Raw genomic sequence first — 20,618 nt, forward strand, 5'->3', positions numbered from 1 at the left:
CTCTCAGGCCGCAATCGAGGCGGCTTCGCCGGCCACGACATGGCAGGCGGCCGTGCGACCGTTGCCGATCGGGCGGAGCTGCGGCACGACGGAACGACAGACGTCCTGCGCCAGCGCGCAACGAGGGTGGAAGGCGCAGCCAAGTGGGCGATTGGCCGGATTCGGCGGCTCACCCTGGAGGATGACGCGTCCCTGGAGGATCTTGCCGGGCACCGGCACGCTTGAAACCAGCGCCTTGGTATAGGGATGCTGCGGCGAATGGAAAATCACGTCGGAAGAGCCTTCCTCGACGATCCGGCCGAGATACATCACCGCTACCCGGTCGGCGATGTTGCGCACCACCTTGAGGTCGTGGCTGATGAACACCATGGCGATGCCGTTCTGCTCCTGCAGATCGCGCAGCATGTTGACGACCTGTGCCTGGATGGAGACGTCGAGCGCGGAAACCGGTTCGTCGCAAACCAGGAGCTTGGGACGTGCGGCAAGCGCGCGGGCGATCACCGCGCGCTGCCGCTGGCCGCCCGACAGTTCGTGAGGGTAGCGCCCGGCCTGATCCGGACGCAGGCCAACGGCCGTCATCAGCTCGGCGACGCGGGCCTCCTGGTGTTGCTTCGGAATGAGCCTGTGAATGTCCAGCGGCTCGCCTATCTGTTTTGCGATCGTCACGCGCCGGTCGAGCGCTGCCAGCGGATCCTGGTAGACGAACTGCATCTTGGCCCGCAGCGCGCGCCATTCCGGCGTCTTCAGGTCCGGCATCGGCTTGCCTTCGAACCGGACCTCGCCACCCTGGGCGGCATCGATGCCGAGCAGCATCCGGCCGAGAGTCGACTTGCCCGAGCCGGACTCGCCGACAACGCCCAGCGTTTCGCCGGGCTTCAGTGCCAGCGAAATGCCGTCCACAGCGCGCACCGGATGCGGCTGTGCAAACAGGCCGCGACGGATCTGATAGACGCGGACGAGATTGTCCGCTTCGATGAGGGCGGTCATTGCAGCATGTCCTCGGTCATTCTGGTTCTTGTCTCGATAGGCTCACTGGCCGGAACCGGCCGGAAGCAGGCGAGCTGCCGGCCATCGGCCGACGTTTCGAGCGAAGGGCGCTCGCTGCGACAGGCTTCCACCGCCCGAAAACAGCGAGGAGAGAAGGAACAGCCTTCGGGCAGATGTTTCGGGTTCGGAACCGTGCCGGGGATCGGGATCAGCCGCTGGCGGGGACCGTCGATCCGCGGGATCGCGTCGAAAAGACCGCGCGTATAAGGGTGGCGCGGCTCGGAGAAAAGCTGGGCGACAGTGCCTTCCTCGACGATCCGGCCGGCATACATGACGCAGACGCGCTCGCAAACCTGGGAAACGGCGCCGAGATCGTGGCTGATGAACACGGTCGCCATGCCGGTCTCAGCCCGGAGCTGGATCAGCAGGTCGAGGATCTGCGCCTGGATCGTCGCGTCGAGCGCGGTGGTCGGCTCGTCGGCGATCAGGAGGTCCGGCTCACCGGCAAGCGCCATGGCAATCATCAGCCGCTGACACTGGCCGCCCGAGAATTCGTGGGGATAGAGATCGAAACGGCGGCGGGCATCGGGAATGCCGACCATGTCCAGCAGCCGCAGCGCCTCTCTTTTGGCTGCATCGCCCCGGAGGCCGCGATGCAACGACAGAGTCTCGACGATCTGGCGGCCGATCCTCAGCACCGGGTTGAGCGAGCTCGACGGGTCCTGAAAGATCATCGCGATCCGGCCGCCGCGCACCCGCTCGAAAGCCTCGCGGGGACCGCCGGCGAGTTCCTGCCCATCAAGCTGAACGGAACCGCTGACACTCGCCTTGCCGGGAAGCAGTCCCAGAGCAGCAAGCCACGTCACCGATTTTCCGCATCCCGATTCTCCGACGAGACCGACCGCTTCGCCCCGGCCCACGTTGAGATCGATACCGTGCAGAACCTGGACGCCGTCAAAGGCGACCTTGAGGTCACGCAGTTCCACCAGATTGGACGATGCTCTATCCATATCCCGCCATACTCCTGCCTCCCGCCGGTTCCGGACCGAAGACATTGCCGTTTTTGAAAACAGACGCTCCGGCGGCCGCATGGTCGCCGGAGCAGAGGAGAACAATCCGATCAGATCGCCCAGTTGGAGGAGCGGAAGTCCATCGCGAAGGCCGGAGCGGCCTTCCACTTGAGCGATGACTTCATGCCCGTGAACACGGCGTTCTGGTGCAGGACCTGGTAGACGGGGTCTTCGCGCTCGCAGATTTCCAGCATGCGGGCGAAAGCCTTCTTGCGGGCAGCTGCATCGGTGCTGGTTTCCAGGATCGACGCCATCTGGTTTGCCTCAGTATTGGTCCAGTCCTTCTTCTGCTGCACCTCGCCGTTCGGACCGAACTGAGCGACGATCGAGGAGACCGGATCGCTGAAGGCGGCCGAGGCCGACCAGTCGCGAACACCCTTGACGCCAGCCGGATCGTGGATCTGACCCCAGTTTTCCTTCATTTCGATCTGAACGTTGAGGCCGACCTGCTTCCACATCTCAACCATGATCTGACCGTTCGAGGTCTGGTTGGTGTAGTAGTTGTTGAGAAGGCGGAACGGGATTACGTCGCCCTTGTAACCGGCCTGCTTGATCAGGTCCTGGGCGAGCTTGGCGTTGAATTCCGGAACCTTCCAGCCCTCGACGAACATCGGGCCGTAGAACGGGAATTGCAGACCGGCCGGGATCTTTGTCTGGCCGGCCCACAGCGCTTCGACGATCGCCTGGCGGTCGATCGAATGCGTCATGGCGCGGCGCATCAGCGGGTTGGCAAGGATCGGGTTCTGAGTGTTGAAGACCGAGATGCGGTGGTTGTTGATCGTCGATCCCTGAACTTCAAAGCCTTTGGCAGCCTTGACGGTGGCGATCTGGTCCGGCGGCAGGTCGCAGGCGAAGTCGTATTCGCCGGAGAGCAGGCCGTTGACGCGGGAAGCGACTTCCGGAACTTCGACGAAGCGGATCTGGGCGAGCGGCGGACGGCCACCCCAGTATTCGTCGAAGGCAACGAGCGTCAGCGAGACGTCCGGCTTGTATTCGCCCACCATGTAGGCGCCGGTCGTAACCGGCTTGCGGGCCCAATCGACGTAGGTCTTGGCTTCGTCCCAGGCGCGGCGGTTGGCGATCTGGCTGCCGAAGGCGTAGAGGCGGCCTTCGAGCGTGACATCAGGCGTCGCGTTGTGGAAACGGACGGTGTATTTGTCGACGGCTTCGACGCCGGCGAGTGCCGGCCACAGGCGGCGGCCGATGCCCGGGATGGCGGCCGGCAATTCCTTGGCGGTGACCGGCTTGTTGTCGTCGGCAAAGATGGTCTTGCCGCCGGCAGGCTGGGTGGTGCCGAACAGGCGCTGGGCGGAGAAGCTGAAGACGACGTCTTCTGCTGTCAACTCGTCGCCGTTGTGGAACTTGACGCCCTTGCGGAGCTTCAGTTCGAGCGTCTTGTCGTCGATGCGCTTCCATTCGGTTGCAAGACCCGGAAGCGGCCCCTGATTGCCCATCCAGTCACGCAGGATGAGGCCTTCCCAGAGGTTCGGGAAGAAAACGCGCTCGCCGACGTTCGACTGTTCGTTCCAGATGTCGAGCGTGTTGTTGTTGGTGATCTTCTGAACGGCGATCGTGATCGACGGGCGCTTGGCACCCTGGGCGAACGAGAAGCGCGGCAGGATCAGCGAACCGGCAGCGGCGCCGGCAAGCCCGAGCGTGCTGCGGCGGGTGAAGTTGACCATGGAAATTGTCCTTTGGCTTCGGTTAATGGACGAGCTCGATCAGCCCCTGCGAGCTTGAGCGGTGACGGCTAAGGGGTTCGCAGAGCCTAGGCCGCCAACGGCACGCCATCCGTTCGGGCTGCGAATGCGAAAGCCGCCCGCCCCGACGAACAACGATGAGAAGCGTCTTACTGCAGCTCACGACTACCCCCTGATTTGCAGGGGCTATTTGGCCAGCCTGTGTATCAGTTCCGTGACGCTAACTTGGCGATTCGATGAAATTGAACACGCATGCAAATTTCATCATCTTGCGTTACAAATGTAATACTACCGACACAAAATTCTGAGATGGGGAGCCTGCGCGGATTTCTTCCTGCGCGTCCCTCCCCCGATATTTCCTTTATTTTTGACGGAGTTTTCCATGTCTTCCCTCCCCGTGATCGGCGCCGCCATGACGCTTGGCGAGCTCGAAGTTCACCGCAACTGGCTTTTCGAAAAACAGCGCGATCTCGAACTCCAGGATTTCACCACCGCCGACGTCCTGAACGGCGACTGGATGCCGCTCGCCGCCCGCGCCAGAAAGCTGCTGGACGGTTTTGAAGGCCGCCTGGGCATCCACGGCCCGTTCTGGGGCTTCACCATCGCCTCGAATGACCCGGATATCCGCGCCGTCGTCGCAAAGCGCCTGAAGCAGGGCCTCGACGTTTGCGCCGCGATCGGCGCGACGCAGATGGTCGCCCACAGCCCCTATACGACCTGGTCCTACAACAACCTCGACAACAACAGGGGCGAGTCCGAGCGCGTCGTCGAGCACGTGCATCTGACGATGAGGGACGCCGTCAAGCAGGCCGAAGATATCGGCGCTGTGATCGTTCTGGAAAACATCGAGGACATCGACCAGCACGTCCGCGTGGCACTCGCCGATAGCTTCAATTCGCCGGCCGTCGCGGTCTCGATCGATACCGGCCATGCCCATTACGCGCATGGTTCCACCGGCGCGCCGCCGGTCGATTATTATGTGAAGGCCGCCGGCAACCGCCTGCAGCACGTCCACCTGCAGGACGCCGACGGATACGCAGACCGCCACTGGGCGCTTGGTGAAGGCGATATCCTCTGGCCGTCGGTCTTCCAGGCACTTGCCGATCTCACCAGCAATCCGCGCCTGATCGTCGAGATCAAGGATAAGTCGAAGATCCCGGCTTCGGTCGAGTATCTCGCCTCGCTCGGCCTCGGCCAGTAACCTTGAGTTTAAAAGCTAACCCCGGCGGCCGCGCCGAGGTTAGCGCAGTTCCGGAGACATATCCCTCAAATGCGACTGAGTGGCGAGAATGTCCCCCACCATCATCTCCCGCGCCAGCGCGCCGTTGCGCTCGCGAAGCGCCGCGACGATCCGGAAGTGATAGGACGAGAATGGGTGTACGACGCCCTTGTCGAATTCCTTTTCCACGTAATTGGTCAGCATCCGCATATAGGGGCCGAACCGCAGCCAGAGCATTTCGATATGCTGGGGAAGCACCTCGGAACGCGAAGCCTCGTAGATGCCGAAGTGGAACTCCTGGTTCTTGCGCAGCATGCCGTAGACGTCGCCGGCCTTGCCGGTTTCCTCATGCTCGCGCGCAAGCACTTCCGAACGGTCGATATCCTCGTCGGTCATATGTTTGGCGGCAAGTTCCGTCGCCAGCCCCTCGAGCGCGATGCGCGCCTGGCAGAGATCATCGAGCCGCTCGCGCGAAACCGCCGGCACCCGGGCCGAGCCGTTATGGCCGATTTCCAGCCCGTTTTCCGCCGCAAGCCTTCGGAGCGCCTCGCGCACCGGCATGTGGCTGGTCCCGAACTCGGTTGCCAGCGACGAAATGGTGATCGCCTGCGATGGCGCGAAGGAGCCCCACATCAGCGCCCGGCGCAGCTGTTCGTAGACCGTATCCTGAACGGTCACGCGCGACGTGACCTTCAAAAGCCCGCTATCCGCCATCCTTGCCCTCTGATCCCATTCAAATCACAACCAGGCCTCGCATAACAGGCCGCGCTCTTCAAGTCTCCCGGCGTCCGGCCATCTCCCGTTCGCGACGCGTTTCCCCTTGATCAAATGCCAATGGCACAATAGAACATTTGAAAGTTTGATCAAATGCTCATTAGGCTGCGAGCAAACATAAATAGGGGGAGGCTTATTATCACCTGTATCCCTCTTCATCGATAATACGACACCCTGGGAGAAATCCATGAACACGCATGTCACGGCAGGCGATAACCTCGCCAAGGCTTTTCCGGTCGATGAGCTCAGACTGAAATTTCCGGCTCTCCAGAAATACAAGGACTTCATCTTCTTCGAAAATGCCGGCGGTGCCCAGGTGCCCCAAGCCGTCGTCGATGCGGTTGCCGCCCATCTCGTAGACTGCAACGTGCAGCGCATGGCGCCCTATCTCCACAGCCAGGGCGTCGACCGCACCATTGCCGAAGCCCGCGTCTCGGTCGGCCTGCTGGTCAATGCCTACCGTCCGGAGGAAATCTCCTTCGGCCTCAACGCCACCTCATTCATCCGCCTCGTCAGCCTCGGCATCGCAAAGATGCTGCAGGAGCGCAACGAGATCATCGTCACCGACATGGACCATGATGCCGACATCGCCACCTGGATGGCGCTGGAGGCAGACGGTGCCAGGATCGTCTGGTGGAAGATGCGCGAAGACGGCACGCTGCATACCGACGACCTGAAGCCGCTCCTGAACGACAAGACCCGCCTTATCGCCTGCACGGTGACCGCCCATTCAATCGGCACGATCGTCGACGTCGCGACCGTCGGCAAGCTGGCGCATGCGGCCGGCGCCGAGGTCTTCCTCGACTGCGTGCATTACGGTCCGCACGCGCTGATCGACGTCCAGGCCTGGGGTTGCGACTATCTCGTCTGCTCCGGCTACAAGAATTTTTCGCCGCATATGGGCTTCCTCTGGGGCCGTTATGACGCGCTGGTCAAGCTGCCTACCTTCAAGGAAGACTTCATTCCGGACGTGCCGCCCTACAAGATCGAGGTCGGCACCTTCACCTACGAGAACGTCGCCGGCATGAATGCTGCCGTGCTTTATCTCGAAGAGCTCGGCCGCAGGTTCCTCCCCGAAGGCGAACATTCGCGCCGCGATGCGCTTGCCGCCGCCATGGGCGCCATCCGCGCCTACGAACAGACGCTATCGAAGAAGATGCTGTCGGTCTTGAAGAAGCACGGGGCGACGATCTACGGCGTATCCGACGAAGCGCAGGTGGAAAAGCGCGTTCCGACCATCTGCTTCAACATCCCGGGCCTGACGCCGCAATATCTATCGGCCGAACTCGGCAAGAACAGCATCGGCAGCCGCGACGGCCACATGTTTGCGCCGCGCCTGATGAAGCGCCTCGGGCTGACCATGGAAACGGGCTGCATGCGCGTGTCGATGGTCCACTACAACAAGGCGGAAGAGATCGACCGTTTCGACATGGTGCTAGGCGAGATCATCGCCAAGACCAGGTGATGCAAAGACCTCCGCGGGACAAACTCCCGCGGAGGTCTCCATCTCACTTGAGATGATGATAGCGGCGCCGGAAATAGACGAGTGCTTCTTCATCTTCCGGGCCGTGGACAATCCCGACGACCCGGCAGAACAGAACATGATGCGTGCCGCTCTCGACCGCATTTTCCACTTCGCAATCGAAAGACACGACCGCATCGGTCAGCCGCGGCGATCCCGTCGCGGCAAGCACCCAATCGCCTACCGCGAACCGGTCATCCTGCGGCGTCGAACCGCCGAACAGCCTCGACATCGGCTCGTGGCCGGCACCCAAAGTATTGACGCAGAGCACCCGGTTTTTCTCGAACATGCCGGCGACCGAACTCGACCGGTTGAGGCAGACCAGCAGCGTTGGCGGCCGGTCCGTTACGCTGCAGACGGCTGACGCCGTAAAGCCCGCAAGCCCGCCTGGTCCGTCAGTGGTGACGATGTTCACCGCCGCCGCCAGCTGCGCCATCCCTTCCCGAAAGGCGAGCCGTGTCGCATCCACCTCGTCGCTTTGAATATTTATCGTCATTCGACCCTCAGCCCCGCTTTTCTTAACAAAGGCACGACGCGATCGCAGAAGAAAGGCAGCTCATAGGTGTAGTTTACGAAGGACATGGCAATGCCGGAATACCCCTGTTCGGCGATCGCGATCATGTCTTCGACGATCTTTTCCGGCGTACCGATCAACGGATAGCCACCAGCACCGCCTGCAAACCGCTTTCGATAAAGATCGTAAGCACTTTTGTCGTGCGACTGGGTGAATTCCTTCTTGCCGGCCATGTGTGCGTCGACCGCTGCGTGATCGGCCATCGTCACGGCATAACGCTCGTAATAATCCTCGGCCTCCTGCTGGGTCTCACGGCAAACGACGTGGCAGACCGTATAGGCCCCGACGTCGCGGCCGAGCTTGTCCGCGCGGGCTTTGATGTCTTCCACATGCTTGCCGGCCTCGGCGATCTCGGTGAAGGTGGTGAACAGGTATTCGCAGTTCTTGGCCGCGAAATCCCGGCCCGGCCCGCCGAAGGCGGCGTTCATGGTGACCGGCCGCGGCGACTGCAGGCTGGCTGGCCGGCTGACGACGTCCTTCAGCTTGTAATAGGTTCCGTCGTAATCGAATGGCGCGTCCGACGTATAGGCCCGCTCCATGATCTCCAGCCATTCGTCGGCCTGGTCATAACCCTTCTCGACCAGCGGCACCCCGAACATGCCGAATTCCTTCGGGTTCCAGCCGCAGACGATGTTGAGACCCGCCCGGCCACCGCTGATATGATCGACGGTCGCCAGCGCCTTCGCCGCATAAAGGGGATGCACGAGCGGCACATGCACGGTCATGAACAGCCCGATCCGCTCGGTGACGGAAGCAAGGCCGGCCGCCCAGGTGAAGGTCTCGAAGGACCATTCACGCACCCGGTTCTTGCCGCCGAAACCTTTCCAGCGGGCGATCGGCAGGAAAAAGTCGAGCCCACCGCGATCGGCGATCTGCACGGCGTTGAGATTGTCTTCCCAGCGTGCCTGCCAGCGCTCCGGCACGTCGGTAATCGCAAGCCCCCCGTCCGCATTCGGCGAAAAGACGCCGAGTTTCAGTCTGCTGGGGCCTTTCAGCGGATGCGGCTTGATCATGCTGTTCCTCTCTTTTGTATTCTTCTGCGAGCGGGACGCGCGGTCTCCGCCTCTTCCAACTGGCGCCGCCGGACGGAGAGGTAGGCTTCCTCCGCCGCGAACATGAAAAGCGTCATGCGGTCCTGAACCATCAGCGGGTCGTGCGCGAGGAAGGCCGCATGAATACGGGAAAGACCGTCGATATACTGATAGGCCGTAGCCGGGTCGGCGAACGTGCCAAGCCGCACCGACTGGAAATAATCGATGAAGCGGGAAATCGTCGCCGCCATATGCGGATTGTTGACCGCCTTGAGCCACGCATTGCGGAAATCGACATTGGCCGCCAGCAGGGCTGGAATATCGCTCGCACCCAGCGCCAGCTCCACCCGGTTCATCGCCGCCGTGATCTCCGCCTCGATCTCGGGCGTCATGTCGCGGGCGGCACAGGCTGCGGCGCGCGGCTCGAGCTGGCGGCGCACCTCGAAAAGCCCGGAAATGTCCTCCAGCGACAATTCCCGCACCGCAAAGCCGCGCGTCGTGCCGACCAGATACCCTTCGGAAACCAGCCGAAGCAGCGCCTCGCGCGCCGGCATGCGGGAAATACCGTGGGCATTGGCGATTTCGGTATCCACCAGGCGGTCGGTCGGCGAAACGGCGCTCCGCTGCAGCTTCAGCCGCAGATCGGCATAGATCGCATCCACCAGATTGTCGCTCGGCTTCAACATAGAAATCTCCTCCGAAAACCGTATACCGATTTTGGCATATTTCAAGCAATTTTCGCAATAATTGCCTTTTCTCTGCGCGATATCGTTAATTGCAGTATACCGTTTAATTCACTTGCAGCGCCCAGAATTTTAGGCTTAAACTTTAATTTGGCGCAGGTTTCAAAGCCGTTTCAGCAGATTTCAGAAGGTATCCCCGATGAGCGACTTCCGCAGAAAATGTATCGGTCACGAGCGCGTTATCGGCACATTCGCGGCGATCCCGCATCCGGTCGCAATCGAGGTGACTGCTGCGGCCGGCCTCGACTTCATCTGCATCGACGCCGAGCATGCTCAGATCGGCCGTGAACTGATCGAAAACCTCGTCCGCGCCTCGGATGTCCATCGCGTGCCCGCCATGGTGCGCGTTCCGGGCCACGCCCCGGAATCGATAGCCGGCGTGCTGGATGCCGGAGCTGCCGGCGTGTTGGTGCCGCGCGTCTCGACCGCCGCCCAGGCCAAGGCCGCCGTACTGGCAACCCGCTATCCGCCGATTGGCGAACGCGGTGTTGGACCGGGACGTGCCGCGGGCTACGGCTACCGCATTCCCGACTATCTGAAGTCGGCGAATGAAAGCCTCGTCCTCGCAATCCAGATCGAGACCGCCGAAGGACTCGCCAGTGTCGAAGAAATCGTCGCCGTCGAAGGTATCGACGTGGTCTTCATCGGCCCCGGCGACCTCTCCGTTTCGATCGGCGCGATAGGGCCGGATGGAGCCGAGAAGCTGGATGCGGCTATTCTCAGGATCACCAAAGCCGCCCGCAAGGCAGGCAAGGCCGTCGGCATATTCCGCCCCTCCGCCGATGACATCGGCAAATGGTCGGAAGCCGGCATCAGCTTCTATCTGCTCTCAAGCGATACGAGGTTTCTCGGCGCTGGCATCGCTGCCGACGTCGCCGCCGCGCGCTCCGCATAAGCCCCATCGACTTCCAGGAGTGACGACGTGAAAGCCATCCAGTACAGCGAACACGGCCCCGCCGATGTGATGCACTATGTCGACCTGCCCGATCCGGTCGCCGGACCGGGCCAGATCCTGGTGAAACTCGAGGCCGCCAGCGTCACGCCTTTCGACTGGAAGCTTCGCGCCGGACATCTTCAAAACCACTTCACCCTGCCGATGCCAAGCGTGCCCGGCCGCGATGGCGGCGGCACGGTGATTTCCATCGGCGACGGTGTGATGGAATTCAAGATCGGCGAGCGGGTTGCTGTCATGGCCGGCGTCTTTGCCCAGGGCGGTTATGCGGAAATGATCGCCGTCGATGAAAAGCATGCTGTCAAAATTCCGGACAGCCTCTCGACCATCGACGCCGTGGCACTCACTAATGCCGGCCTCAGTGCCTGGATTGCGGTGCGAACCGCGGAAGTCAAATCCGGCGACAAGGTTCTCATACATTCCGGTTCCGGTGCGGTCGGCGGGTTGCTCGTCCAGCTCTGCCACCATCTCGGCGCCCATGTCACCGCCACCTGCCGCTCCACGAACCGCGATTATGTCCTCGGACTCGGCGCCGACCGCGTCGTCGCCTATGACGAGGAGGATTTCTCCGAGATCCTCACCGATCAGGACATCGTCTTCGAACTGATGGGCGGCGAAGTTCACGACAAGTCCTACAAGGTGCTGAAAAAGGGCGGCCACATGGTCTGGCTGGTCGCCGATCCGATCCGGGACCGCGGTGAGGAATTCGGCGTCAAAGTCACCCGCGCAATGATCACCGACGACAAGTCAGCGCTTCAAGGGATGATGGATCTCGCCGGCGCGGGCTTGCTCAAGCCCCAGGTCGCCCGCACCATGCCCTTGTCGGAGGCCGCCGAAGCCCACCGCCTGATGGAAAAAGGCGCCGTCTCGCGCGGGCGCCTGATGCTGACGATGTGACGTTTCTTAAGTGCCGCTAGGAAACAGCGGCGCCTGACGACCGTTGGCGACGAAAGTCCGGAAATCCTCGATCGCATGCGCGCTGGCGAGCGCACAGAACGGCCCGCGGCTCACCTCGATGCCGCTGATCTTCTGCAGCCGCACGTCCATCTCGGCGCTCTTCAGCGCCACCGCCGCCGTGTTGACGACCGGCGCATGCAGCACCTTGAACCCGTATTCGCCACCGACCAGGAGGCCGGGCAGCACGCCTGCCGGCACCACGACATCGGCGCCGTCGCGCACCAGCGGTTCGGCGCAGGCGGTGAAATTGGCAAGCATCCGCCGCCGCGCATCGTCGTCGCCCGCAAAGGCAGCGCTGAAATCCGAAGGCTCGCAGTTCATGCCGGCGACGTGCTTCACCCGACCGCCGAGGCCGTAGAGATCGGCCTGCTCGTAATGCCAGGCCTGAAAGACGTCATCGAGGGTGACCAGCGCCATGCGTCGGCCGAGCCGCGCGGCGTAATGCATGCAGACCTCGCCGGCGCCAATCACGGGAATGGTCAGTGCCGACTTGAGCTCATAGAGGCCGGGATCCTGAAAATGGCCGATGACGACCGCGTCATATCCGCGGCTCGCCGCCTCCAGCCCGTTGTCGATCGCGATCGCCGCGCAGCGGAACTCCGCCAGCCGCCCGAAATGACGGTCCGGCGGGCTGATGCCGAAGACATCCACGGTCGTGCCCGGCTCGGCAATACCGTTCAGATAATCCGAGAGCCGCGTCATATAAGCGGCGCTTGCAGTGGCATCGATGAAGCTCTGCCAGAAGATGCGCATATTTCCCTCGTTTGGTCCGCTTTCGTATGCGGTTTCGCACTCGTCAAAACTAGAATTTAAGGCTTTACTCGCGACGCAATTACAACCCGGAGAGCCAGATGATATCGCCTGCCACGCCCGAAAACCCGCTGAGCGATACGGCCCTCGAAATGTCGGAAGCCGCCCTCACCGAATTCGAATGGTCGCTGTGGCGGATTTCCGCCGCCTTCCTGCGCTGGCAGTCGGAATGCTCGAGCGAACTTGCCGGCTCCGGCCTGAGCGGTCTCGATACCGCTATCCTGCACACGATCCGTTACCGTAACAAGCCGAAAGGGCTTGGCGAGATCTCTCGGCTGCTCGGCCGCGACGACACCGCCAACATTCAGTATGCGATCAAGAAGCTCCAGACCCTGCAGCTCATCGAACGCGTCAAAGGCCGCTCCCGCAAGGACACGCTCTACACGCCGACCCGCAAGGGCACCAAGCTCACCCAGGATTACCGGGCTCTGCGGCGGCAGCTTCTCGTGTCGCTGATCCAGAAGATGGAACGTGCGGAACAGGGGCTCGGCGAGGCGACGGAAATGCTGGAACTGCTCACGAGCTTCTACGACACTGCCGCCCGGCGGGTGGCGAGCGGCTCTCATCCCGTCGAGCGTTCCTGAACCAGCGCCAGCACGCGCAGCGGGCTGCCCGAACCGTTCTGGATTTTGAGCGGTGCTGCAACGATCATCGCACCCATGGGCGGAAGCTGGTCGAGATTGGCGAGGCATTGCAACCCGTAGCGGCCAGCGCCATGCAGGTAATGATGCGCCGGATAGGGCGGCGAGAAATGCCCGGCCTGACCCGCATCCGTGCCGATCGTTTCCGTCCCGAAGCCGATGATATCCCGCTCCGCCACCAGCCAGCGCATCACCTCGGCATCCGGCCCAGGCGTATGGGCGCCATCGGCCATGAGATTGGCATAGGCGGCGCCTGACTTCTTCGACCAATCGGTTCTGAGCAGAGCCCACGAGCGCGCCGGGATGCGGCCATATTGCTCTTCCCACTTCATGACGTCCGAAACGGTCAGCAGGAAATCCGCGTCCTTGGCCGCGTCGACAGAACAATCGATCACGCAGGCCGGCGCGATCATATCGGCCGGCGGCAGCGTATCGACGGAATTGAGCGGCAGGTCTCGGCCCGTATACCAATGGACCGGCGCATCGAAATGCGTGCCGGTGTGTTCGCCGAAAGAGAGGTTGTTCCAATACCAGGCCGGCCCGCCGCCATCGTAGCGCGAAATCCGCTCCATCCGGAACGGCGCGGATTGCCCCAGTTCCGGCGGCATGACGATGACCGGAAAATCCGGAGACAGGGTATGGGTAAGGTCGACGACGCGGACCGCACCGCTCGCCAATGCCCCCGCGAATTTTCCCAGAATATCGCCGCTCATTGGCCGGCCTCCCGCTCGACGGCTTTCGGATTGTCGAACAGCCGCGCCTCGATATCCTTGGCGACGTCACCGACGTAAATATCTTCCAGACCGCGCTTCAATCCGTCGAGAACCGCATCAGCCAAGGCCTTTGGCGCCACCTTCGGCGGCGGCACCGCCTGGAACCATTCCGTATCGAGCGGCCCAGTGAATGCATTGACGACCCGGATACCGCCGGGCCTGAGCTCGGTACGCAGCCATTGCGACAGCGACAGGCACGCGGCATGCGCGGCGGAATGGACGCCGAACTGCGGCGCATTGCTGAGCCCATGAACCGAGAGCACATTAACCCAGGCAACGGCCCCGGCCGCACCGTCGGCGCCGCGCGAGCGCATCACCGGCCCAAAAGCCTGGGCAAGACGCATCAATCCCATCACGGTATGATCCATCGCCTCGCGCGCTATATTGACCGCGCCCGCATGGAAGAGGTGCGCCGGCCGCACGTGATCGGCCGTGTTGAGCAGGATCTCCACCTTCGCACCGATATCCATCGACAACTCCTGCACCGAACGTTCGCTGGTCAGGTCGAGATTGACGACTTCGACACCTTCGATCGCCTCCAGCGACGTCTGCTGGTCGAAAGGTTTCCAGCGATCGGCCACGCCGACAAAGATCTTGGCCGCTCCCGCTTTCCCGAGAGCCTGCGCCAGCGGCAATGCAAGCGGGCTGCGCCCATCGGTGATCAAGACCCGACGGTGCTTTGGATCGGCGGTCATCTCACGCCATTGAGGATCGTTTTCCATGTGCGGCGTCTCCGAAACGGGTTTGGCGAAGAACACGGCCTGTCCTGCCCGGTCCAGCTGCAAGGACAGCTTGAGCCGGCTACCAGGTCCGCCGCAACTACCATGCAGATGCACGATAACAATCGGCCCGCAATCGAGCTGAACCAGCCCGGTGCGCCATGGCATGTGCTCGCGAAAATAAGGATCGCTGGTGACCTCGATCCGGGTTTCCGACAGCAGCGAGCCGCCGGCCGGCGCGTCATTGAACGTCAGGTCGGACGAAAGGCAGTTCGGGCAGGCTTCGCGCGCCGGATAGGTGTAGCGTCCGCATTCGCCGCAGCATTGCAGCATGAAACGGCCGGTCGCGGCAGCAAGCGTCAGCCCGTGCGCCTTGCGGCTGCGTGCTTGAGGCGGCAGCAGCGGTTGAGTGGTGCGGTCGAGCGGGTTCTTTCGCTTCGGTTTGAGGAAGGGTTCGGTCATCACGCCCTCGCCAGAATGGCGCCCGCAGAGGCGAGCCCGCGGTCGTAGTTGATCATGCCGAAACCCGAAACCAGCCCGAGTTTCGCGTCCCCGACCTGCCTGCCTTGTGCTGTCCCCAAAAGCTGGCGCATCGCTTCGGTAAGCCCGAGATGCCCGCCCGCGGCCCCCGCCTGGCCGACCGAAAGCTGGCCGCCGGACGTGTTGTGCGGAAAGGATCCATCGATCGTGAATGTGTGCTGGCGCACGAAATCCGGCCCCTCGCCTTTGGCGCAGAAACCCAGGTCCTCGAACTGCATCATCGAGATCACTGCGTAGTCGTCATAGGTCTGGACGAAATCCATGTCGTCCGGCTTCGAACCCGCCATGCCATAAAGTTCGTCGCGATCGACCACCCAGCCGCCGCGCACCTGCACCGGATCCTCGGCAAACGCGTTGTGCCGCTCGATCGCCGACAGCAGTCGGACGAAGGGAAGCCCGAGCGACACCGCCGTCTCTTCGCGCATCACCAGAAAGGCCTCCGCACCGGCGCAAGGCATCACGCAATCGAAAAGGTGGAACGGCTCGGCGATCGGCCGGGCCGACATGTATTGCTCGAGCGTCAGCGGCTTCTTCATCAGCGCATCCGGGTTTCTGAGCGCATTGTCGCGCTGCGCGACGCAAAGCTTGCCGAAGTCTTCCCGAGTTGCACCGTAGCGATCCATGTAGTGGCGTGCGATCAACGCGAAACTCGCATTGGGGCCACCCGCGCCATAGGGATAGGAAGCATCCTGCGCAAAGCGGGAGAAGTTGGCGAGTGTCTTGCGGAACGTATCGACCTGATTGGTGTCGGCCGCCACGCAGGCGACGATATCCGCATCACCCGCCTGCACCGCCCGCGCCGCGCGGCGGATCGAGGCGATGCCGGCGGCGCCGCCCATCGGCAAATGATCGAGCCAGCGCGGCGACAGCCCGAAATGCTGGGTGAGACCGACTGCGACATCCGGCCCCATCGTAAAGCTCGCGACCGAAAAACCATCGAAATCCCGGTGGCTGATGCCGGCACCTTCCGCGAGCGCCCTGAGCGCCTTTCCCATCCACCAATGCGCGGTCTCGATGGAATAGCGCTGGTAGGGTACCGTCACCGGCACCGCCAGAACCACGCCGTCATAAGACTGCCGCGCGCGGGAAACGACCATCAGGCCACCGTCAGTTTGACGTCGACATTGCCGCGCGTCGCGTTGGAATAGGGGCAGCGTTGATGCGCACCGGCGACGATCTCTTCCGCGACCGAGCGCTCTATGCCGGGCAAGGATGCCACCAGTTCCACCGCCAGCGCGTAACCGACCGGCACCGGGCCGATACCGACCTTGGCGGTGATTGAAACGTCATCCGGCAACGCGATCTTGCTCGTTCGCGCCACGAGCTTCACCGCACCAAGGAAGCAGGCCGCATAACCGGCGGCGAAAAGCTGCTCCGGATTGGTTCCCTCGCCTCCAGGGCCACCGAGCCCTTTCGGCACCGAAAGATTGACCGCGAAACTGCCATCAGCGCTCTGCGCTTTTCCTTCCCGGCCACCATGCGCGGTAACGGACGTCTCATAGAGGATCTTTTCCGGGGTCATGCGTGCCTCCATATCGTGATTTAAGCTGTGATTTATGCTATATCAGAACTGACGAGGAACCGTAAGGGAGTTCATCCCGCCTTGCGGATCGATGCCTTCAGCTTCCTGAGGTCGATCGCCGAACCGTCCTCGACCGCCTTCGCCGCCATCGTCTTGATCTCGCCGCGCTGCAGCTTCTGGGTCGAACTCACCGGCAGCCTGTCGACGAAGACCACGTAGCCGGGAAGTTTGTGATAGGCGATATGGGCGCCGGCGGCCTCGATCATCCGCTTCGCCTTCTCGGCCGGCTCGCCCGCTCCGGCGGTTTCGCTCTCGACGATGAAGGCAAAAACCTCCTCGCCGCGCAAGTCGTCCGGCACTGGCGTCACCGCAGATGCCTTGACGGCCGGATCCTTGGCAAGGGCCGCTTCCACTTCCAGCACGGCGATGTTCTCGCCACTGCGCCGCACGATGCTCTTCTTGCGATCGAAGAAATAGAGAAGCCCCTTCTCGTCGGCATAAACGACGTCGCCGGTATGGAACCAGCCGCCTTCCCAGGCCTCCTCGGTCGCCTTCTCGTCCTTCAAATAGCCGCTGAAGAAACCGTCGCGCGGGTTCGCGCCTTTGGCACGCACCAGCAGTTCCCCGGGCTTGCCGATTTCCGCATCTTTTCCCGCATCGTCGACGATGCGGGAATCCATGCCCACACGCGGCCGGCCGATGCAGCGCAGGCCTGGCGTATAGTCGTCCGCCGCGGTGGTGGTTACGGCCCGGCCGCCGGTTTCGGTCATCGCCCAGGCTTCGACGATCGGGATGCCGTAGCGCTTCTCGAATTCGATCTTGTGACGGGCATCGACGCCCGGCCCCAGCGCGAATTTCACCTTGTGCGCCCGCTCTGCTTCCACGGCCGGAAGCTGCAGCAGGATCGCCGGGATCACGCCGAGACAATGGATGATCGTCGCGCCCGAATCGGCGATGGACGCCCACCAGCTGCTCGAATGGAACCGGTCGAGCGGCACGATCGCGCCGCCCCTCATGATCATGCCGACCGCCGTGCAGCCGAGCGCATTCATATGGAACATCGGCAGCGGCGTCAGCGCCACTTCGGTTCCCTCGCCCATTTCGGCGATGCCGCCCTGCATCGTGTACCATTCGGCGATGCCGATGAAATAGATGTTCGAAAGGATGCAGCCCTTCGGCTTGCCGGTGCTGCCGGAGGTGAACAGCAGCGCGCATTCGGCATCCGGGTCGCCGGGTCGTGCCTCGCGTGTTTCAGCCGAAGGCGGAATGTCGTCGCCGGCAACGATCACCGTCACCTTGCCGGGCGAGATGTCCCGCAGATCATCCAGTCGCTCACGGATGACCACCATCAACGGAGCCTCCGCCAGGTCGAGCTGGAAGAGCAGCTCGTCGCGGCGCAGGTCGGGATTGATCGGCACGATCGAGGCGCCGATGGCGTTCAACGCCAGCCAGTAATCGAAGAATTCCGGACGGTTTTCGAGGAGAAGGGCGACGCGAGCCCCGATCCCATATCCTGCCGCCGCGAACTTCTGCTTGAGCAGGCTGACGCGGGTAAAAACCTCACCATAGCTATGGCGAAAGCCCTCGGGCGCATAAGGCAGTTTGGCGCTGGCCGGCGCGATCAGCATCGGCGCATCGGGGTTTTTCAGCGCCTGGTTCTCGAATAGGAGGTAGGGAGAATGCATGGCTCTGTCCTTATGCCCGTTCCAGAATGCCCTTGATCAGGAACATCTCGGCCTCGTGGATCGTGCCGAACTGGATCCATTCCGCATCCGTCTGCGTCTCCAGCCGCCAGGTCAGCAACGTCACCACGCACTTGTCCGGCCCCATGCGCAGCAGTTCGCCCGGGATGACGCGAGACATGTTGCGGAACTGCATGGCGTCCTTGGCCGCACCGACCTCGTAATCCACCTGGAAGCGGGAGCGATCGACATTGAGCCGCACGAACGTCTGTTTTCCAGAAAAGGTCGAGGTGCCGCAGAAGAGGCCTGGCTCCACCTCCGTGCGATTGAGGCTGCCCCATGCCCACTGGCCCTGTTTCAGCCCGTCCGACATCAGTTCGAAGGCGACCGCCGCGGGGCGTTCCACCATGATGCTGCTGGAATGACAATGCGGATCGATCATGAGCGTCCCTCTTTCAGTCGCGTTGAGGCGTCATTCGTCTAAAAGACATTTTAAGCATAAAATAATTGGAAAGGACGTCAACGACTTTTTACGAGGCCGGATTTGAGTTTGCTCCCTTGGTGACCATCCTCGCTGGGGTCTCAACCTGAAGGCCGCCAAAAGCCCGGCATTTCCGGCCCTCCACACGCAGAAGTCGACGGAGTTCTCAATTTCCGACGATAAGAAATTTTAGGCTTGAAGTAATTTATACCTCGTTCTACGATCCCCTCAATTGTTAAGGGGACGACCGCAAAAAGCGGCATCGAAAATCAACAGAAGCCCCTGGCAGGATTGCAGGCTTGCGTTTCACTAACCGCCGCAGGTCCGTCGGTCGCGATCGACGGGCAGAACCAGAGGGATCGTCATGACTTTTGAAATCGACCGCAGAAATCTCCTGCAGATGCTCGGCCTTGCCGCGGTCAGCGGCTCCGTGCTTTCGCAGGCCACAATCGCCTTCGCTGCAGATACCGATAACGTCACCATCGGCTGGCCGTCCGACGTGCCGTCCTGGGACCCGAACCTTCGCTTCGTCCCGGATGCACAGCCGCTCTTCAAGATGGTTTTCGACCAGCCGCTCGACCAGTCACCGGACCTGAAGCTCATCGGCAATCTCATCACCAAATGGGAACTGAAGCCGGACGGTCTTTCGATGCCCTTCGAGATCCGCAGCGGCGTGAAGTTCCACAACGGCGATCCGATGACGATGGAGGACTTCAAATACACCTTCGTCGATCGCATCAAATCCGGCCTCAAGCTCGATATCGCCAATTCCTGGCGCACCCTCACCGACATCGAGATCCTGTCGCCGACATCGGGCGTGATGAAGTTCTCCGCCCCGACCCCGACCGCGCCGCAGTGGCTGGCTTTTCTCGGCAGCTATCTCGTGCCGAAGAAGTATATCGAATCCGTCGGCCCGGAAGAATTTGCAAAGAAGCCGGTCGGCACCGGCCCCTACAAGCTGGTCGACTACCAGATGAATTCGCGCATCGTGCTGGAGCGCAACGACGACTATTTCGGCACCAAGCCGAAGATCAAGCGCGTCACGATTGACATCATCAAGGATCCGTCGGCCCGTACCGCAGCCATCCAGTCCGGCCAGGTGGACCTCACCGTCAACATTCCGGTCCGTGAAGCCGAGCGCCTCGGCAAGACCGAGGGCCTGACCGCCGAGATCAACCCCTTCACCCGTCTGATCCTCCTCCAGATGCGCAACGACAAGGGGTTTACGGACATGGCCGTCCGCCTTGCAGCCCATCACGCGATCGACAAGGCAGCGCTCTCCAAGGCCTTTTACGGCGGCGCGGCCGTGCCGCTCTCCGTCCCGGCCACGCCCGGGACGCCGGGCTACCTGCCCGACTACAAGTTCGCCTACGATCCGGAACTGTCGAAAAAGCTTCTGGCCGATGCGGGTTACACGGCGGACAAGCCGGCAACCTTTACGCTTGCAGCCACCAACGGCCAGTTCCCGAGCGATTTCGATATTGCCCGGGCGCTGGTACAGATGTGGCAGAAGGTCGGCCTGAAGGTCGAACTGCAGCAGATCGAATATTCCAAATATTTCGAACTGAACCGCGGCGGACAGCTGCCGGAAGCGACCCTCTACAGCTTCGACAACGCCACCGGCGACCCGGAGATCTTCTCCGGTTATCTGATGAACCCGAAAATGCCGTTCGGCGCCTGGAAGGGTCCGGAGATCGGCGACAAGATCCTCAAGCTCTTTGTCGAGCCGGTCTACGAGAAGCGCATTGCCGGCTATAAGGCCGTCGCGCAGGAAGCTGTCGAGACCGGGGCCAATATCCCGATCCTGCAGAGCGTCCAGACGCTGGTGCGCAAGAAGAGCCTGAACTACGTCAAATATGGCAATGCCTGGGTTCTGGGCAGCACCATGTCCTGGTCCTGATACCGACTGACCTCGCCATCC

The 20,618-nt window shown here is 62.2% G+C and carries 20 protein-coding genes; 6 read left to right on the forward strand and 14 right to left on the reverse strand.

Annotated elements, in window-relative coordinates:
* Positions 1-3 precede the first annotated feature (3 nt).
* From ACZ9IU_RS21475 to ACZ9IU_RS21485, 3 genes are all read right to left on the reverse strand, one after another.
* Positions 4-987: an ABC transporter ATP-binding protein gene (locus ACZ9IU_RS21475; RefSeq protein WP_038546905.1), complete on the reverse strand. Its 984-nt coding sequence runs from the start codon at positions 985-987 to the stop codon at positions 4-6.
* Positions 984-1,997 carry an ABC transporter ATP-binding protein gene (locus ACZ9IU_RS21480; RefSeq protein ID WP_038546908.1) on the reverse strand — a complete coding sequence of 338 codons (1,014 nt, stop codon included), beginning with the start codon at positions 1,995-1,997 and terminating at the stop codon, positions 984-986. The genes ACZ9IU_RS21475 and ACZ9IU_RS21480 overlap by 4 nt, the downstream gene beginning before the upstream one ends.
* 110 nt (positions 1,998-2,107) lie before the next feature.
* The gene (locus ACZ9IU_RS21485) at positions 2,108-3,739 is read right to left on the reverse strand and encodes an ABC transporter substrate-binding protein (protein WP_038546911.1); all 1,632 of its coding nucleotides are present in this window, start codon (positions 3,737-3,739) and stop codon (positions 2,108-2,110) included.
* 400 nt (positions 3,740-4,139) lie between these two features.
* Here ACZ9IU_RS21485 and ACZ9IU_RS21490 point away from each other — a divergent pair, with 400 nt between their 5' ends.
* On the forward strand, positions 4,140-4,958 hold the full coding sequence (locus tag ACZ9IU_RS21490) for a sugar phosphate isomerase/epimerase family protein (RefSeq protein ID WP_038546914.1): 819 nt from the start codon (positions 4,140-4,142) through the stop codon (positions 4,956-4,958).
* Positions 4,959-4,997: 39 nt separating this feature from the next.
* On the opposite strand, the gene ACZ9IU_RS21495 is transcribed toward ACZ9IU_RS21490, so the two are convergent.
* Positions 4,998-5,690, reverse strand: coding sequence for a GntR family transcriptional regulator (locus ACZ9IU_RS21495; RefSeq protein ID WP_038546917.1), 693 nt, complete (start codon positions 5,688-5,690; stop codon positions 4,998-5,000).
* Positions 5,691-5,937: 247 nt separating this feature from the next.
* Between ACZ9IU_RS21495 and ACZ9IU_RS21500 the strand changes: the two genes are divergently transcribed.
* Positions 5,938-7,215, forward strand: a complete 1,278-nt coding sequence (locus ACZ9IU_RS21500; RefSeq protein ID WP_038546920.1) for a cysteine desulfurase-like protein — start codon at positions 5,938-5,940, stop codon at positions 7,213-7,215.
* A gap of 43 nt (positions 7,216-7,258) precedes the next feature.
* On the opposite strand, the gene ACZ9IU_RS21505 is transcribed toward ACZ9IU_RS21500, so the two are convergent.
* From ACZ9IU_RS21505 to ACZ9IU_RS21515, 3 genes are read right to left on the reverse strand one after another with little or no spacing between them, the layout of a single operon-like run.
* Positions 7,259-7,768 (reverse strand): flavin reductase, encoded by a 510-nt coding sequence (locus ACZ9IU_RS21505; RefSeq protein ID WP_051899875.1) that lies wholly within the window; start codon positions 7,766-7,768, stop codon positions 7,259-7,261.
* Positions 7,765-8,859 carry an LLM class flavin-dependent oxidoreductase gene (locus tag ACZ9IU_RS21510; protein WP_038546923.1) on the reverse strand — a complete coding sequence of 365 codons (1,095 nt, stop codon included), beginning with the start codon at positions 8,857-8,859 and terminating at the stop codon, positions 7,765-7,767. Before ACZ9IU_RS21510 ends, ACZ9IU_RS21505 begins: the two co-directional genes overlap by 4 nt.
* Complete coding sequence (locus ACZ9IU_RS21515) at positions 8,856-9,563, reverse strand: GntR family transcriptional regulator (RefSeq protein ID WP_051899878.1); 708 nt, start codon at positions 9,561-9,563, stop codon at positions 8,856-8,858. The genes ACZ9IU_RS21510 and ACZ9IU_RS21515 overlap by 4 nt, the downstream gene beginning before the upstream one ends.
* 196 nt (positions 9,564-9,759) lie before the next feature.
* On the opposite strand from ACZ9IU_RS21515, the gene ACZ9IU_RS21520 reads away from it, so the two are divergent.
* Together ACZ9IU_RS21520 and ACZ9IU_RS21525 are read left to right on the forward strand one after the other, a co-directional pair.
* A complete protein-coding gene (locus ACZ9IU_RS21520; RefSeq protein WP_038546926.1) occupies positions 9,760-10,515 on the forward strand; it encodes an HpcH/HpaI aldolase family protein in 756 nt (251 codons plus the stop codon).
* Positions 10,516-10,542: 27 nt separating this feature from the next.
* A complete protein-coding gene (locus ACZ9IU_RS21525) occupies positions 10,543-11,469 on the forward strand; it encodes an NADP-dependent oxidoreductase (protein WP_038546929.1) in 927 nt (308 codons plus the stop codon).
* A 6-nt stretch (positions 11,470-11,475) separates the two neighbouring features.
* Here ACZ9IU_RS21525 and ACZ9IU_RS21530 read toward each other — a convergent pair whose 3' ends face one another.
* Positions 11,476-12,282: an aspartate/glutamate racemase family protein gene (locus ACZ9IU_RS21530; protein ID WP_051899880.1), complete on the reverse strand. Its 807-nt coding sequence runs from the start codon at positions 12,280-12,282 to the stop codon at positions 11,476-11,478.
* 98 nt (positions 12,283-12,380) lie between these two features.
* Here ACZ9IU_RS21530 and ACZ9IU_RS21535 point away from each other — a divergent pair, with 98 nt between their 5' ends.
* Entirely contained in the window at positions 12,381-12,923 is a 543-nt protein-coding gene (locus tag ACZ9IU_RS21535; protein ID WP_051899885.1) for a winged helix DNA-binding protein, read from the forward strand.
* Here ACZ9IU_RS21535 and ACZ9IU_RS21540 read toward each other — a convergent pair.
* The 6 genes from ACZ9IU_RS21540 to ACZ9IU_RS21565 all read right to left on the reverse strand — a co-directional run bounded on the left by ACZ9IU_RS21540 (position 12,902) and on the right by ACZ9IU_RS21565 (position 18,658).
* Positions 12,902-13,693, reverse strand: a complete 792-nt coding sequence (locus ACZ9IU_RS21540; RefSeq protein WP_038546932.1) for a cyclase family protein — start codon at positions 13,691-13,693, stop codon at positions 12,902-12,904. The genes ACZ9IU_RS21535 and ACZ9IU_RS21540 overlap by 22 nt on opposite strands.
* Positions 13,690-14,934, reverse strand: coding sequence for an SDR family NAD(P)-dependent oxidoreductase (locus ACZ9IU_RS21545; protein ID WP_038546935.1), 1,245 nt, complete (start codon positions 14,932-14,934; stop codon positions 13,690-13,692). Before ACZ9IU_RS21545 ends, ACZ9IU_RS21540 begins: the two co-directional genes overlap by 4 nt.
* A complete protein-coding gene (locus ACZ9IU_RS21550) occupies positions 14,934-16,109 on the reverse strand; it encodes a thiolase family protein (RefSeq protein ID WP_038546938.1) in 1,176 nt (391 codons plus the stop codon). The genes ACZ9IU_RS21545 and ACZ9IU_RS21550 overlap by 1 nt, the downstream gene beginning before the upstream one ends.
* Positions 16,109-16,534: an organic hydroperoxide resistance protein gene (locus tag ACZ9IU_RS21555; protein ID WP_038546940.1), complete on the reverse strand. Its 426-nt coding sequence runs from the start codon at positions 16,532-16,534 to the stop codon at positions 16,109-16,111. Before ACZ9IU_RS21555 ends, ACZ9IU_RS21550 begins: the two co-directional genes overlap by 1 nt.
* Positions 16,535-16,605: 71 nt before the next feature.
* A complete protein-coding gene (locus ACZ9IU_RS21560) occupies positions 16,606-18,219 on the reverse strand; it encodes an AMP-binding protein (RefSeq protein ID WP_038546942.1) in 1,614 nt (537 codons plus the stop codon).
* 10 nt (positions 18,220-18,229) lie between these two features.
* Complete coding sequence (locus ACZ9IU_RS21565) at positions 18,230-18,658, reverse strand: hypothetical protein (RefSeq protein WP_038546944.1); 429 nt, start codon at positions 18,656-18,658, stop codon at positions 18,230-18,232.
* A gap of 403 nt (positions 18,659-19,061) precedes the next feature.
* Here ACZ9IU_RS21565 and ACZ9IU_RS21570 point away from each other — a divergent pair, with 403 nt between their 5' ends.
* Positions 19,062-20,597 carry an ABC transporter substrate-binding protein gene (locus ACZ9IU_RS21570; protein ID WP_038546946.1) on the forward strand — a complete coding sequence of 512 codons (1,536 nt, stop codon included), beginning with the start codon at positions 19,062-19,064 and terminating at the stop codon, positions 20,595-20,597.
* Positions 20,598-20,618 lie beyond the last annotated feature (21 nt).

The sequence above is a fragment of the Mesorhizobium sp. USDA 4132 genome, from assembly GCF_056279545.1.

Coding starts and splice junctions, on each gene's coding strand:
- ACZ9IU_RS21475 (WP_038546905.1), bottom strand. CDS start 987: ATGACCGCCCTCATCGAAGCGGACAATCTCGTCCGCGTCTATCAGATC.
- ACZ9IU_RS21480 (WP_038546908.1), bottom strand. CDS start 1,997: ATGGATAGAGCATCGTCCAATCTGGTGGAACTGCGTGACCTCAAGGTC.
- ACZ9IU_RS21485 (WP_038546911.1), bottom strand. CDS start 3,739: ATGGTCAACTTCACCCGCCGCAGCACGCTCGGGCTTGCCGGCGCCGCT.
- ACZ9IU_RS21490 (WP_038546914.1), top strand. CDS start 4,140: ATGTCTTCCCTCCCCGTGATCGGCGCCGCCATGACGCTTGGCGAGCTC.
- ACZ9IU_RS21495 (WP_038546917.1), bottom strand. CDS start 5,690: ATGGCGGATAGCGGGCTTTTGAAGGTCACGTCGCGCGTGACCGTTCAG.
- ACZ9IU_RS21500 (WP_038546920.1), top strand. CDS start 5,938: ATGAACACGCATGTCACGGCAGGCGATAACCTCGCCAAGGCTTTTCCG.
- ACZ9IU_RS21505 (WP_051899875.1), bottom strand. CDS start 7,768: ATGACGATAAATATTCAAAGCGACGAGGTGGATGCGACACGGCTCGCC.
- ACZ9IU_RS21510 (WP_038546923.1), bottom strand. CDS start 8,859: ATGATCAAGCCGCATCCGCTGAAAGGCCCCAGCAGACTGAAACTCGGC.
- ACZ9IU_RS21515 (WP_051899878.1), bottom strand. CDS start 9,563: ATGTTGAAGCCGAGCGACAATCTGGTGGATGCGATCTATGCCGATCTG.
- ACZ9IU_RS21520 (WP_038546926.1), top strand. CDS start 9,760: ATGAGCGACTTCCGCAGAAAATGTATCGGTCACGAGCGCGTTATCGGC.
- ACZ9IU_RS21530 (WP_051899880.1), bottom strand. CDS start 12,282: ATGCGCATCTTCTGGCAGAGCTTCATCGATGCCACTGCAAGCGCCGCT.
- ACZ9IU_RS21535 (WP_051899885.1), top strand. CDS start 12,381: ATGATATCGCCTGCCACGCCCGAAAACCCGCTGAGCGATACGGCCCTC.
- ACZ9IU_RS21540 (WP_038546932.1), bottom strand. CDS start 13,693: ATGAGCGGCGATATTCTGGGAAAATTCGCGGGGGCATTGGCGAGCGGT.
- ACZ9IU_RS21545 (WP_038546935.1), bottom strand. CDS start 14,934: ATGACCGAACCCTTCCTCAAACCGAAGCGAAAGAACCCGCTCGACCGC.
- ACZ9IU_RS21550 (WP_038546938.1), bottom strand. CDS start 16,109: ATGGTCGTTTCCCGCGCGCGGCAGTCTTATGACGGCGTGGTTCTGGCG.
- ACZ9IU_RS21555 (WP_038546940.1), bottom strand. CDS start 16,534: ATGACCCCGGAAAAGATCCTCTATGAGACGTCCGTTACCGCGCATGGT.
- ACZ9IU_RS21560 (WP_038546942.1), bottom strand. CDS start 18,219: ATGCATTCTCCCTACCTCCTATTCGAGAACCAGGCGCTGAAAAACCCC.
- ACZ9IU_RS21565 (WP_038546944.1), bottom strand. CDS start 18,658: ATGATCGATCCGCATTGTCATTCCAGCAGCATCATGGTGGAACGCCCC.
- ACZ9IU_RS21570 (WP_038546946.1), top strand. CDS start 19,062: ATGACTTTTGAAATCGACCGCAGAAATCTCCTGCAGATGCTCGGCCTT.